General features: G+C 55.3%; 13 protein-coding genes. 7 read left to right on the forward strand and 6 right to left on the reverse strand.

What is annotated here, in order from left to right; translation table 11 throughout:
* Positions 1-213 precede the first annotated feature (213 nt).
* The gene (locus ACR0JI_RS16655) at positions 214-999 is read right to left on the reverse strand and encodes a DeoR/GlpR family DNA-binding transcription regulator (protein ID WP_480477727.1); all 786 of its coding nucleotides are present in this window, start codon (positions 997-999) and stop codon (positions 214-216) included.
* Positions 1,000-1,202: 203 nt separating this feature from the next.
* Between ACR0JI_RS16655 and ACR0JI_RS16660 the strand changes: the two genes are divergently transcribed.
* The 5 genes from ACR0JI_RS16660 (at position 1,203) to ACR0JI_RS16680 (ending at position 8,573) form a co-directional block, all read left to right on the forward strand.
* On the forward strand, positions 1,203-2,150 hold the full coding sequence (locus ACR0JI_RS16660) for an ABC transporter substrate-binding protein (protein ID WP_480477729.1): 948 nt from the start codon (positions 1,203-1,205) through the stop codon (positions 2,148-2,150).
* Positions 2,151-2,226: 76 nt separating this feature from the next.
* Positions 2,227-3,249: a quaternary amine ABC transporter ATP-binding protein gene (locus ACR0JI_RS16665; RefSeq protein WP_480495188.1), complete on the forward strand. Its 1,023-nt coding sequence runs from the start codon at positions 2,227-2,229 to the stop codon at positions 3,247-3,249.
* Positions 3,246-5,237, forward strand: coding sequence for an ABC transporter permease (locus tag ACR0JI_RS16670; RefSeq protein ID WP_480495190.1), 1,992 nt, complete (start codon positions 3,246-3,248; stop codon positions 5,235-5,237). Before ACR0JI_RS16665 ends, ACR0JI_RS16670 begins: the two co-directional genes overlap by 4 nt.
* Before the next feature lies 1 nt (position 5,238).
* Positions 5,239-6,120 (forward strand): phosphotransferase, encoded by an 882-nt coding sequence (locus ACR0JI_RS16675; RefSeq protein WP_480495192.1) that lies wholly within the window; start codon positions 5,239-5,241, stop codon positions 6,118-6,120.
* 8 nt (positions 6,121-6,128) lie between these two features.
* Complete coding sequence (locus ACR0JI_RS16680) at positions 6,129-8,573, forward strand: GcvT family protein (protein ID WP_480495194.1); 2,445 nt, start codon at positions 6,129-6,131, stop codon at positions 8,571-8,573.
* Positions 8,574-8,797: 224 nt separating this feature from the next.
* Here ACR0JI_RS16680 and ACR0JI_RS16685 read toward each other — a convergent pair whose 3' ends face one another.
* Positions 8,798-9,277, reverse strand: coding sequence for an Lrp/AsnC family transcriptional regulator (locus tag ACR0JI_RS16685; RefSeq protein WP_480477739.1), 480 nt, complete (start codon positions 9,275-9,277; stop codon positions 8,798-8,800).
* Between the two features lie 100 nt (positions 9,278-9,377).
* Here ACR0JI_RS16685 and ACR0JI_RS16690 point away from each other — a divergent pair, with 100 nt between their 5' ends.
* Entirely contained in the window at positions 9,378-10,565 is a 1,188-nt protein-coding gene (locus ACR0JI_RS16690) for a diaminopropionate ammonia-lyase (RefSeq protein WP_480495196.1), read from the forward strand.
* 135 nt (positions 10,566-10,700) lie between these two features.
* Here ACR0JI_RS16690 and ACR0JI_RS16695 read toward each other — a convergent pair whose 3' ends face one another.
* From ACR0JI_RS16695 to ACR0JI_RS16710, 4 genes are all read right to left on the reverse strand, one after another.
* Positions 10,701-11,594: a VOC family protein gene (locus tag ACR0JI_RS16695; RefSeq protein WP_480495198.1), complete on the reverse strand. Its 894-nt coding sequence runs from the start codon at positions 11,592-11,594 to the stop codon at positions 10,701-10,703.
* Positions 11,595-11,611: 17 nt separating this feature from the next.
* Positions 11,612-11,824, reverse strand: a complete 213-nt coding sequence (locus ACR0JI_RS16700) for a hypothetical protein (RefSeq protein WP_480477745.1) — start codon at positions 11,822-11,824, stop codon at positions 11,612-11,614.
* Positions 11,825-11,941: 117 nt separating this feature from the next.
* Complete coding sequence (locus ACR0JI_RS16705; protein WP_480477747.1) at positions 11,942-12,667, reverse strand: MOSC domain-containing protein; 726 nt, start codon at positions 12,665-12,667, stop codon at positions 11,942-11,944.
* Complete coding sequence (locus ACR0JI_RS16710) at positions 12,668-13,210, reverse strand: MarR family winged helix-turn-helix transcriptional regulator (RefSeq protein ID WP_480477749.1); 543 nt, start codon at positions 13,208-13,210, stop codon at positions 12,668-12,670.
* Between the two features lie 87 nt (positions 13,211-13,297).
* Here ACR0JI_RS16710 and ACR0JI_RS16715 point away from each other — a divergent pair, with 87 nt between their 5' ends.
* A complete protein-coding gene (locus ACR0JI_RS16715) occupies positions 13,298-14,047 on the forward strand; it encodes a hypothetical protein (RefSeq protein WP_480495200.1) in 750 nt (249 codons plus the stop codon).
* Positions 14,048-14,054: the final 7 nt, after the last annotated feature.

A 14,054-nucleotide genomic window follows, 5' to 3' on the forward strand; every position in this document is an offset into this window, starting at 1 on the left:
GTCACATGTCTCCGGCGGTTTCCTTCTCCCCAAGAACCCGCTCCGCAAAGTCCATAAACGCCCGTATGATCTTGACATCGCGACGCTGGGACGATGTGCTCTCAGTAGTCAATCTTTCTTTTGCAATGAAACAGGTGGAGCATCGGAGGGTTCCTTCACACCGGCTTGCCCGAAATATCACGTGACCTGATCTGCCCTGATGAGACAGAGCGCCTAGTCCGACCCTGCGATAACTACTTCGATATCATTTTTATCGAGCATGTCCTGGATATTGGCAGGAGGACGGCGGTCGGTAAAAAACACATCAATTCCGGCCATGTTGTGAAGAGATATCGGAGCCCGCTTGTTGAATTTTCCGCTGTCGGCAACGACGATGCGCACTTGCGCATTTTCAGCCGCAGCACGTGCGATATTGGCTTCTTCGAGATCATGCAGCATAAAGCCCAAATCTCCATTCACGGCTCCAACCGAAAACACTGCCAACTGTACGTTGAAACGCTTCACAAGATCCAATGCCTCTGCACCGAAAGCACCCCCATCATGGGCGCGCAATTCTCCACCGGCCAGAAACACCCGGTTGTTGTTGTGCTTTGACAACGTGTAAGCGACGAAAACCGAATTGGTAACCACAAACAGGTCTTTATGTTTCCGCAACGCAAGCGCGACGTAGGCGGTTGTCGAACCGATATCCAGAAATAAGGAGTCCCCGTCGCTAATTGTATTTGCGACTGCCCGGGCTATTGCTTCTTTCGCATGCGCTTGCGTTCCCAAGCGGTTTTCAAAAGGTGGTTCTATTGCGTCTTCGCTAAGATGTACGCCGCCATGAACCTTCCTCACGATCTTGCGCTCTTCCAGTGCCTTGACGTTACGCCGGATCGTTTCATTGGAAACATTCAGTTTTTGAGCCAAGAGGCTGACCCTGCACGACCCGCCCGCATGTTGCAGCTCTCGAAGGATTTCTTCTTCGCGCTGATTTGTGGTTTTTCGTGGCTTTAACATGCGACCTCCTGAAAGGGGGATACGGCAGTCATCCCAATAAAACAATATTGCTCCCAATACGGTGCCATTCGGGGCTTTGTGTGCGAATTATAACGAATTATCGTGGAGAAATGTGGTTTTTATTGACGTAGTTGTCAGATTGGCGCAGCATGGAAGTGTAATAAACGAAAAACACTCAAAAAGCCACATTCAGGGAGCACAACATGATCAGGAAATTCAATACACTACACGCAATAGCGTTAGTCGCTGGCGTAACTGCTTCGGCTTCTTGGGCCGTCGAATCGACGGACCCTATCAAACTGACGCTGCATGATTGGTCAGGACAGCTGATCAACACCAAGATAATGGGAGCAATCCTTCAAGAGGCAGGGTACAACGTTGAATATGTTCAGGCGGACTATATCGCTCAGTTTGCGGGCCTGAAGACAGGTGATCTACATCTGGCAATGGAAATCTGGGAAACCACCGGGCGTGAAGCGCTGGACGAAGCCACCGCCTCTGGCAACGTGGTGAACGTTGGTGAAACCGGTCTGATGGCGATCGAAGAATGGTGGTACCCAGCTTACATGAAAGACCGCTGCCCAGGCCTGCCAAACTGGGAAGCTTTGAAAGACTGCGCAGGGGAATTTGCCACCGCTGAAACCTCGCCAAATGGGCGCTATGTCGGTGGACCTGTGACCTGGGGCGGTTTCGACGACGAGCGCGTCGAAGCATTAGAGCTAGAGTTTGAAGTTGTCCACGCAGGCACGGATGCAGCGCTTTTTGCAGAACTGGAATCTGCATATCAGCGTGAAGATCCGATCATGCTTTGGGTCTATGTTCCACACTGGGCCCCGGCCAAATATGACGGCGAATTCGTGGAGTTTCCGCCATATTCGCCCGAGTGCTACAGCGACCCGTCAGTTGGTGTGAACCCGGATTTGGCCTATGACTGCGGAAAACCGCGTGGTCCGATCTGGAAGGCTGCTTGGGCTGGCCTGCAAGAGAAGTGGCCGGGCGCGTATGACATCATCGAAGCCTATAACATCAATAACGACGAGATGAGCGCCATGGTCGGCAAAGCCGATCTGGACGGTGTGGATATTGATGCAGTTGTCGCGGATTGGATGGAGACGAACAAAGACCGTTGGTCTGGCTGGATCTCTAAATAATCTGCTTGGCCGAAGCGGTTACCCCGCTCTCCTCTACCGCTTCGGTCTTCTTCCGTCTCAGTACCGGACACCACAGATGACCCCCACAACAAAACTGTCCTGCCGAAACGTTTGGAAGCTTTATGGTTCAAACGCCGAGACCCTTCTGGCGCAAAATCCGAACCCATCTGCAGATGACATTCGAAATGCGGGTGTTATCGGAGCGGTACGCAATGCCAATATTGAAATCGTTGAAGGTGAAATTTTCATCATCATGGGCCTGTCCGGTTCAGGCAAATCAACCCTGGTTCGTTGTCTGTCCAGGTTGATCGAACCCACGAGCGGAGAGGTTCTGTTCGACGACGCCGACCTGCTGCGCGCCGGCGAAAAAGAAATGATTGAAATTCGCCGGCACAAGATGGGCATGGTGTTTCAGCATTTTGCCCTGCTGCCGCACCTGACTGTGTTGCAGAATGTGATGTTCCCCCTGACCATTCAGGCTACGCCCAAACACGAGGCCGAAGCAAAGGCGAGAGACGTGGTGGAACTGGTCGGTCTGAAGGGGCGTGAAGACTACTATCCACGAGAGCTCTCGGGTGGTCAGCAACAGCGTGTGGGCATTGCCCGATCATTGGTGACAGAGCCCGATTTGTGGTTCCTGGACGAACCTTTTTCGGCCCTCGATCCGCTGATCCGTCGCGAAATGCAGGACGAATTTCTGCGACTACAGGAACGGTTGCATAAGACTATTGTCTTTATCACGCACGACTTTGAAGAAGCCGTTCGCTTGGCCGACCGCATCGCCATTATGAAGGATGGTGAAGTCATCCAGATTGCCACCCCAGAGGAGCTGGTGATGAATCCAGCGACAGATTATGTGGCTGAATTCACGCGGCATATTCCGCGCTCCAAGGTTTTGACGGTTGGTGGTGTAATGACGGTCGGCGCTGCGGGTAAAGGTGAGCCCATTGTGCAATCAACCCGCGTCTCGGCCGTGGCGGAACGGATCATCACCGCAGATGCACCAATTCCCGTGACAGACAGCAATGGTCTGGTTATTGGCGCCATTGATCGCAAGGCTGTGGCCTATGTGCTATTCGGTGAAGGGGACGCGGTATGAGCCGCCTGTCCCGCAGCCAGCTTGTCATTCTGCTGCTTGTCGGACTGACAATCCTGCTGGGGTATTTCGGCAGTAACCTGGGAAAAGCGCTGGATGCGCGCTGGATCACCAAATTCCCGTCGGCTTGGGTCGTCCCGTTCAAAACTTATATTTCATCTGCGATGTCCTGGTTGATCGAGGATGCAGCAATCGGCCCAGTTTCGTTCACCGACGTTACCCGCGCTGCCGCTTGGTTGATCGAACAGCCCTATGACCTTGTATTGTCCCTGCTGGCCGAAGGTTTTGTCACCGGGCAAGGCAATGATGCGCAAGTCATTCTACCTGCGATCAGCTGGATTGTAGTGATCACCGCCGTAGTAGCTTTGGGACAGTATTGCCGGGACTGGGGGCTCGCGGCATTGGTCGGCGGCTGCTTTACCTATCTGGCCGTCTTTGGCCAGTGGGACAGCGCGATGGTTACGCTTGCCTCGGTCCTGATTGCGGTGCCCATTGGCGCGGGCGGTGGGCTGTTGTTGGGGATATTGGCCTATCGCCACCTGACTTTCGACCGCATCATCTCGCCCATTCTGGACTTGATGCAGACAATCCCGATCTTCGCCTATCTGGTACCAATTCTGTTCATGTTCGGCTTTGGACCGATTTCGGCGCTGGTCGCCACGATCATCTATGCGACACCGCCTATGGTGCGAATCACCACGCTTGCCTTGAGAGCCGTCGACCCCGAGATTTTGGACTTCGGGCGCATGGCAGGCACGACGCAAAAGCAGTTGATGTGGCGCGTTTTGGTTCCTTCCGCCAGCCACAGCCTGATGGTGGGCGTCAATCAGGTGATCATGCTGACGCTGAACATGGTCATCATTGCCTCGATGATCGGGGCCGGAGGATTGGGGTTTGACGTCCTTGCCGCGCTGCGCCGCCTCGATATCGGCGCTGGGTTCGAGGCCGGTATTGCCATTGTGGTTCTGGCCATTGCGGTCGATCGCCTAAGTCAGGCTTTCTCCGAGCGTATGGGGCAGGTACATCACGAGCTCCCCGGCTCGTGGATCACCCGCCATCGCCGGACAGTTCTGGTAATGATCCTGCTGATTTTGACCTGGGTTCTAGGGCAGTTCTCACCCCTGCTGCTGGAATATCCTGAAAGCCAGACGATCACCACTGGCGGGTTCTGGGATGACACGGTCAAATACCTGAACATCAATTATTTTGACACGTTCGAGGCGATCAAGATCTTCTTCCTGACGTGGTTCATGATCCCGATAAAAACGGTTTTGCTGGGAATCCCATGGCCTTGGGCGATTGCCATGCTGACCTTGCTGGGTTGGCACGCGGGGGGCTGGCGGCTGGCACTGCTGTGCGGAGGACTGGCGTCGCTGATCCTCGTATCAGGACTGTGGGCCAAGGCAATGGTGACAGTTTATCTCTGCGGAGCCTCTGTGTTTCTTGCTACTCTGATCGGAGTTCCGCTGGGTGTTGTGGCCGCACTGAACAAACGCGCCGGGACAGTGATCAACCTGTTGATTGATACGTTGCAGACTTTGCCCAGCTTTGTCTATCTGATCCCGGTAGTGATGCTGTTCCGGGTCGGCGATTTCACTGCCCTGATTGCCATAGTCCTTTACGCACTGGCCCCGGCCGTGCGTTATGCGGCCCACGGCGTGCGATCGGTCAGTGAGGAATTGATCGAGGCCGGATTGGTTTCTGGCTGCACACGCACGCAACTCCTGCGCCATATTCGCTTGCCCATGGCCCTGCCCGAAATCCTTCTGGGCATTAACCAGACCATCATGCTGGCGCTGTCCATGCTGGTTATCACGGCCCTCGTTGGCACCCGCGATCTGGGGCAGGAGGTCTACATTGCCCTGACAAAGGCTGACACTGGCCGGGGTCTGGTCGCAGGGCTGTCCATCGCATTCATTGCCATCATCGCTGATAGGCTGATCAACGCTAGCGCTCGTCAGGCACGCATCCGCTTTGGAATGGAGAGTTGATATGTCCAAATCCGACCTGATGACCCGCATTCGAAAGCTACCGATCTGGCAGGGCGAGATCAAAGCCACCCCGTTGACGGGTGGGATTACAAATGTGAACTACAAGGTCACTGACAGCAGTGGATGCTATGTGGTGCGTGTCGGTGACGACATCCCTTTGCACCAGGTGATGCGCTTCAACGAACTGGCTGCCAGTAAGGCCGCACATGCAGCGGGTCTGTCACCCGCTGTAGTGTTTTCGTCCAACGAATTGACAGTGCTGGAATTCGTCGAAAGCCGCACTTTGACCGAAGAGGACATACGCGACCCCAGTATGCTGCCGCGGGTGCTGGAGCTCGTGAAAGCCTGCCACCTTGAAGTGCCCAAGCACCTGCGCGGACCGTCGCTGGTGTTCTGGGTCTTTCACGTCATCCGCGACTATGCTGCCACTCTCACCGAGCGTGGAAGTTCGCATAAGGGCCTGATCCCGGAACTTGTGCAAATTGGAAATGACCTGGAAGCCGAAGCCGGGCCGTACGACATCGTGTTTGGCCATAACGACCTGCTTTGCGGCAACTTTCTGGACGATGGCACCCGCCTGTGGCTGATCGATTTCGACTACGCGGGATTCAACTCGCCACTATTTGATCTGGGGGGGCTGGCCTCGAACAACTCCCTTTCCAATGAACAAGAAGACTGGGTTCTGGAAACCTATTTCCAGGCACCCGTCACCAACCAATTACGTCATCGCTATTCGGCGATGAAATGCGCCTCGCTGCTTCGTGAAACCATGTGGAGCATGGTGTCCGAGATCACCTCGGAAATCGACTTCGATTACGCAGCCTACACGAGCGAAAATCTCGCACGGTTTCGCACGGCCCTGACCGATTACAAAAACACCTGAGGACAGATATGACCGACCTTCCAAATACAGCCAAAGCCGTCATCATCGGCGGCGGCATCATCGGCTGCTCGACCGCCTATCACCTTGCCAAGCTTGGTTGGACCGACACGGTGCTGCTGGAACGCAAAAAGCTGACTTCGGGCACCACATTCCATGCGGCGGGCCTGGTGGGGCAGCTGCGTTCGAACGCCAATATAACTCAGCTGTTGGGATATTCAGTCGATCTGTACAACAAGATTGAAGAAGAAACCGGTCTGGGAACGGGCTGGAAAATGAATGGTGGTTTGCGTCTCGCCTGCAACGAGGAACGCTGGACCGAGGTCAAACGGCAGGCCACCACAGCCCATTCCTTTGGTCTGGACATGCAGCTGCTGACCCCGAAGGAAGCGCAGGATCTTTGGCCGCTGATGGATATCGGTGACGTCATAGGCGCGGCGTTCCTGCCCACCGATGGGCAAGCAAACCCCTCGGACATTACCCAGGCGCTGGCCAAGGGCGCGCGCATGGCAGGCGCGAAGATATTCGAAGATACAAAGGTCACCGATCTTGAAATCGAGAACGGCAAGATCCTCGCCGTAATCACTGAACATGGCCGTATCGAATGCGAAAAAGTGATCGTGTGTGCAGGTCAATGGACGCGCGACTTTGCCGCCAAGTTCGGCGTGAATGTGCCGCTGGTACCAATGGAACACCAGTACATGGTCACAGAACCATTTGGTGTGCCCGGCGATCTGCCTACCCTGCGGGACCCTGATCGGCTGACCTATTACAAGGAAGAGGTCGGTGGGCTCGTCATGGGCGGCTATGAGCCGAACCCGATCCCGTGGGCGGTGAATGGCATACCGAAAGGTTTCCACTACACCTTGCTCGACAGTAATTTCGACCATTTCGAACAGATCATGGAGCTGTCGCTGGGCCGGGTGCCAGCGTTGGAAACTGCGGGGATCAAGACACTGACGAACGGCCCCGAAAGCTTTACTCCGGATGGAAACTTCATCGTGGGTGAAGCACCAGAGCTGAAGAATTTCTTTGTTGGCGCTGGTTTCAACGCCTTTGGCATCGCCTCGGGCGGTGGCGCCGGAATGGTGCTGGCAGAATGGGCCGCCAAGGGCGAGCCGCCTTTTGACCTGTGGTCCGCCGACATTCGCCGTTTTGGCCGCCCGCATTTCGATACCGATTGGGTCCGCACCCGCACAGTCGAAGCATATGGCAAACACTACACCATGGCATGGCCACACGAAGAACACGAATCCGGCCGCCCCTGCCGCAAGTCACCGCTTTACGATTCGCTTAAGGATCAGGGTGCGTGCTTTGGCGAAAAACTGGGTTGGGAGCGTCCGAACTGGTTTGCCGACGCATCGCTGGGCGAGGCGCCAAAGGACGAATACAGCTTTGGCCGCCAGAACTGGTTTGCCGCCGTTGGTCGCGAACACAAAGCGGCCCGGGAGGCGGCCGTGCTGTTCGATCAAACATCGTTCGCCAAATTCGCGCTGAAAGGCCCCGACGCCCTGGCTGCGATGAACTGGATATGTGCCAATGATGTGGACAAACCGGTGGGCGCTCTGGTCTATACCCAGATGCTGAATGACAAGGGCGGAATTGAATGCGACCTGACCGTGGGCCGTGTAGCGCATGATGAGTTCTACATTGTCACCGGCACAGGCTTTGCCACCCACGATTTCGACTGGATCAGCCGCAATATTCCGGACGGGCTGAACTGCCAGCTGTTCGATATCACCTCCTCAAACGCAGTATTGTCGCTGATGGGGCCGAAATCACGAGACATTCTGGCGGCGGTTACCCGCGACGATGTGTCGAATGACGGGTTCAAGTTTGGTACGATCCGGACAATCGGTATCGCCGGTTGCCCTGTCAGGGCACTGCGGGTGACATATGTGGGCGAGCTTGGCTGGGAACTGCACTTGCCTGTTGAATATGCACAAACAGTCTACACTGCGCTGATGGAAGTAGGGCAGCCACACGGGTTGGTTAATGCAGGCTACCGCGCAATTGAATCTCTTCGGTTAGAAAAGAGTTACCGCGCCTGGGGATCTGACATCGGGCCCGATCACACGCCGTTTGAAAGCGGTCTGGGATGGGCTGTGAAACTGCGCAAAAACATAAACTTCAAGGGCCGCGCGGCAAGCGAAAAGCAAAAGGCCGAGGGCGTCAAAAAGATGCTGGCCTGCTTTACCGTCGACCCTGATGTGGTGCTGTTGGGCCGCGAAACGATATACCGGGATGGAGAACGTGTGGGTTGGCTAACGTCGGGTGGCTATGGTTACACGACCGGCAAATCCATCGGTTACGGCTATGTCCGAAACCAGGGTGGTGTCGATGCGGAATTTGTTACGTCCGGCACATATGAGTTGGAGGTTGCGACCCAACGTGTCCCCTGCGACGTTACACTTCAACCGCTTTACGATCCCAAAATGGACCGTATCAAATCGTAACACAAACCCCTGTAGCTTGGATGAGGTTGGGGCAAATGTGTCCCAACCTCATTACCTCGGGAAAGGTGTTCATTTTCCAGTTAAACCAAGAGGTGTCCCGGCAGGATTTACTGTCCAGATCACCAGGTTGCCGGCAGATTTGGAATGCACAAGCACTTTGTTTCCTGTTCTCGCCGCGCAACGTCAAATACCCCGCCGCACTACCTGCGCTGGTGGGGCACAAGTCAGATGTTCAACTGCATGGATGACTTTGTTCGGTCCATTGCAACGAATGTCCTGAACTTTCGGATGTTCTTGTTCGAGAAGAATAACCGTTGGGTAAGCTTTTCATATTCCGACATATCTCGAACGATAACGATCAGAACAAAATCCACTTCACCAGTAACATAGTAACATTGCTGAACCTCAGGGGCACCAAAGAAGCTGTTCTTGATTTCATCGATTTTTCCGCCTGTCTCGGTTTTTAGTTCGACTTCGACGAAAATGGTCAGCGGCAATCCCACGGCTGCCGGATCAATATGCGCTGATTGCGCGGCAATGATCCCTTCCGCCTCCATGCGTTTGATCCTTCGCTGTACGCTGGGCGCAGACAGATTCACGCTTTCACCGATTTGACGGTGCGGCACCGTATTGTCCTGCTGCAACACCCTAAGAATCGCGAGATCGAAGCTATCCAGACTTCCTGATGAAAATTTTTGCTTCACGGCAACCTCATGCAAGTTTGTTTCAATTTTACCTGCAACTTAGAGCAAAAACATCACCGCCATTGATTTATTTTTGCACCATCAATGGAAGGACCACAAAATGCTCGCAAACTTTGAGACTGTCGGAATTGAAAGCCATGCAGCCAAGCCACGCTTTGGCCATGCCGCCGCAACCACTTTACCCCGCGAGGGTTTTGACCTCGCGCAGCGGGAAATTCAAAGCTGGAATGGATATGAAAGAGCCCCAATGCTATCCCTTCAAGGTCTAGCCGATGCGCTGAATCTGGGCACAGTCTGTTACAAGCATGAAGGGTTAAGATTTGGCTTGGGCAGTTTCAAAGCACTTGGCGGCGCTTATGCGGTTCTGCGGGTATTACAGCGTGAATTGACCGAAAAGGCAGGCCGGGAAGTCACCGCTGATGAGATTCGAAACGGCACCCATGCTGCCGGAATTGCAGACATAACCGTCATCTCCGCAACAGATGGCAATCACGGGCGTTCAGTGGCTTGGGGTGCCCAGCGCTTCGGCGCGCCTTGCCGAATTTACATTCACAAAGAAGTAAGCGAATTTCGCGCCGACGCAATGCGCCAGCTGGGGGCCGAAGTGATCCGAGTTGATGGAGATTACGACGCTTCCGTAGCAAAGACCCGCATTGATGCAGCAGAACACGGCTGGTTGATCGTTTCGGATACTTCCTGGCCCGGTTACACTCGGGCACCGCTTGATGTCATGGCTGGCTATGGGGTCATGGCGCGTGAGATCGTGCAGGACTTAGCTTTGCCACCCACTCATGTCTTCCTGCAAGGCGGCGTTGGAGGCTTGGCGGCTGCCGTCACCGCGGTATTCCTCCAGGATTGGGGGCAGAATGCTCCGCGCGTCATCGTGGTCGAGCCTGAATTGGCCCCCTGCCTTTTTGCAAGCGCCCAGGCAAATCGGCCTACAGCCGTCGAAGTAGGCGAAGAAACCATAATGGCTGGGTTATCCTGCGGCGCGCCGTCCGAATTGGCATGGAACGTTTTGGGAGAGGCCGCCAGCGGTTTTATGACGATCCCTGATCAGCTTGTGGCACCGGCCGTCCGCCTATTGGCAAACGGCGCTTTCGGAGATGAGCCAATCGAGGCTGGCGAAAGCGCCGTAGCCGGTCTGATTGGCTTGATCTGCGCGTCATTGCGCACCGACCTGCGACAACAATTTCAAATTACACCAAAATCCAGAGTGATGTTAATCGGGTCAGAGGGCGTCACAGATCCGCATGTTTTCAACCGGATCATGAATGATAGCAACTGACATGCGGAAATGACCCCGCTTGGTATTCCCCCTTGGTGGAAGCCGCGCCCGGCTTCCACCTTCCGGCCAGGCCGCCGGAGTTTACCTCTGTCCCACCTGCAAGATACGCCTTTGTCCTTAGCCAATCATGCAGGTTCACTTCCTTTCGACAGAGAACCGCGTTCCCCAAGGGTCCGTCAGCTCTTGCGGTTGCAATACAGTCCCATCCGTCAACAGCACGATCTCGTCCAAGCCGCTGCTGTCAGTTGGACGAGCTTTTGCACCATTGCTGTTCCAGATATTGCCTGCAAAGTGATGGTGGTACCCGCCCGAACTGTAGAACCCTGCTGAACCTTCGTGCAGCATGCAGTCCTGCGCTAGATGTCGCGTCATAAATTCGTCGACCGAATTGATATCCCCGACCTGAAGGTGGACATGTCCGACCACCATATTTTCCGGAGCCCCGGACCAGTCTGTCCGGGCTGCACCTGCAATGGCCCCCAGATCCAGATGATGCGAGCCCATGCGGGTATACTTTCCATCCATCTGCCATGTATCAACAGGCCGGTCGGCGTAGATTTCGATCCCATTGTCTTCTGGATCGTTGAGATACAACGCCTCGCTGACGTCGTGATCCGCCGCCCCGGTCAACGGGATGCGGTTTTGTGCAGCATAGATCAGCCAGCGTCCCAGGTAATCGCGGTCCGGCATTAGAAAAGCTGTATGGAAAAGGCCCGCCGCATGCGGATAGCGACGCGCGGTACGGTCTTGGCGCAACTCGAGCAGAACGTTGTTTCCAGCGCCCAGTTTCAGGGTTTCGCCATCCCGCGCCAATTCCTCAAGGCCGAGCACTTGTTGGTAAAAGGTCCCAACAGCGTCCAGATCGTTCACAATCAGTGCCACACGGCCGATTGACACGGGGGCTTCACTGCTTTTCACGCCAAAGACTCCTTTTCTGAGGTTCGAAACCCCCTTCCCATCAACCGCGCTGGCGTAAGCCCGCGTACCCAGCATATCCGCGATCATCGCTGTACTGGCGGCGGCAGTCAAACCTCAGGCCATCCTGTTTAGAAATCCTCGCCTGTGCACATTGCCGGGATTGCAGCATAGAGACCCTCGGCAAGCACGCGGTACAGATCGACCTGCACATCACGATCGGCGGCCAGTTCACCGGCAACAGCCTCGATCAACTCAACCGGCCCCTCGCCACACGCGGTGGCGTGCTGAACATAGGTATCGCCAATATACCACGCGAAGTTGTTGAGGTTCCGGTAAACCAAAACATCCCGACAAAACCCTTCGGACAGTTTGATCGAGGCCTGGGTTTGTGCGTCTTTGCTTAGCTTATCGGCAGGGAGCGGGGTACCTGCCCAAGTCGTCCGCCCATCATACCGACGTCACCCAGTGGACCCCTCGGACGACGTATTCGGCATGCTCCCCAATCTTGCACGCGTATCTTCTTTTACATCGCCCATGGCCATGCGCGCGAAGGCTTGCCGCCAGCCTGGGACGAGGTCTGACAGATTTGCGAGGGCTTCGGCATCTTCACGGGAAACTCGTCGTGTTAGACGGGCGCGGGTCACGTACAACACGCTCCAGTCCGGATTGCGCCTTTCAATCAACGTTATTCGATCTCCTGCTTCGACCTCACCGGTTTCCAGAACACGGTAGTACCACCCTGTGCGACCCGTTTTCTGAAACAGGTAGGGCATCCTTTCATTTCCAGTGTGCAGTCCCAGTTTCCAGCAGGGCTGACGGCCCTGGCTGATTTGAACGATTGCCGTGCCCAGCCTCAGGATGTCGCCAATGCACAGATTTTCCTCGGTCAAACCGGTTGTTGAGATGTTTTCACCAAAAGCAGCGGGCACTGCGCCGGGAGGCAGCTGCCCTTCTCTCTGCCAATCCGCATAGTGATCCTGCGCATAATGGTGAATGGCTTTCTCTGCACCGCCATGCACGGTCAGGTCCGCCTGTGCATCGTCAGAAAAACCAGTAAGAGAAATGACCTGACGGCCAGACACCCGGTCCTTTTGAATGGCAGAGGGCGGCCTTGCTTCCCAGCGGTTCGTGACACGACCCAGGAAAATGCTACCGATTTCTGAGGATAGTTCAGGAAGGAACATTCAGGCTTCTTTGTGTTCGATGCATATCTTTTCTTCTTCGCCGCGCTCGAGGCTAAGGTTCAGCAAAGTGCAAAAGTCATTTCCCACGCCTGTCTCATGATAGGCGCAGGTCATGCATTTCCCGAACGAGTGGCCACCGTTCGCTGCCAATGCCAACCTCAAGCTCTGAAGAAGACCCTCCTTGAGGGACACCTGAACGCTGGCGGGCAGATTGCCAATGGCGTCTGCAATCGGATTGGCCTCTGCCAAAACGGCGCGACCAGCCTCGTTCAACTCATACGAGATCGACCGCTGGTCAGATTTTTGCCGGTGTTCGGCGGCGTATCCCTTGCGCACAAGCGCCTTCAGGGTCTGGGACATCGTTCCGCGTGTTGTCCCAAGGTATTCTGCGACATGTGACGGTGAACGGGAAAACTGATTTGCCTCGGACAGGTACTCCAGCGCGGCTCTTTGCGTCGGATTCAGGTCGCCCGCCCAGCCCGCAGCGGAATCTATCCTGGCAAGGCGGTTGATAAGGATACGAATATTGTGATCGTTTCTCATGCTACATCAAGTAGCGAGTCGAAATTAAAGTTGCAATGTGTTTCTTCTTATTATAGCGAGTCGCTATTACTTGACCGGAGATGAGAAATGACACTTACTTGGAAATCACTTGCTGCCATTGTGATCGGAGCTTCACCTGCCATCGCAGACGGCACTCACGCCCTTCATCAGGAGGGGGCTGTTATCTCTCCCGCTGATGCCAGCATGACGGCTGACTTCGACATCCTTGCAGCGCATGCGCATCGCAACGGCAATATTGTTACGTTTCACATGACCACCAGCGGCACTGCCGGGGCTTCGGTTCCAGCGGCAACCGGGTCAGTGGGCGGGTCAGACGTCTGGTCCTATGTGTGGCCTACATCTCTGGATCCGTCTGCAGTGGGTTTCGAAGGCGGCACCGGCATCCTGGCAATGGCAGCAACCAGCCACCCGGATTTTGACGACACGCCTCTTTTTGATGAAAACGGCGATGGCAATCCAGCCAATGATGGCATCGAGTGGCACAGCCACTGGGTTGTACTCACCCCGACCGAAGCTTGCGGCCCGGGCGCCCTTGCAGTGCGCGATATTCCCGAAGGGTCGACGCCAAAGCTTCCTGCGACCTGGCCTGGGTTCCCAATCTTTCTGGACAGCCCTGGGTTCACACCGCTGTTCGATGGCCCGGAAATTCAGGTTAATGCTGGGTTTTCCAGCGACGTTCAGCTTGAGGGCATCGCTTATGATGGCGTGACCTCTGCCCTGCGGGTAAACGCCAACATTCACGCTCCGCTGTTGTGCGTCACGGATGTTTTCGACATTGCGTCGGGCGACCTGAGCCTGCCGGGCAAGCTTCAGTAACGGTATC

It is taken from the genome of Ruegeria sp. N10, assembly GCF_056531545.1.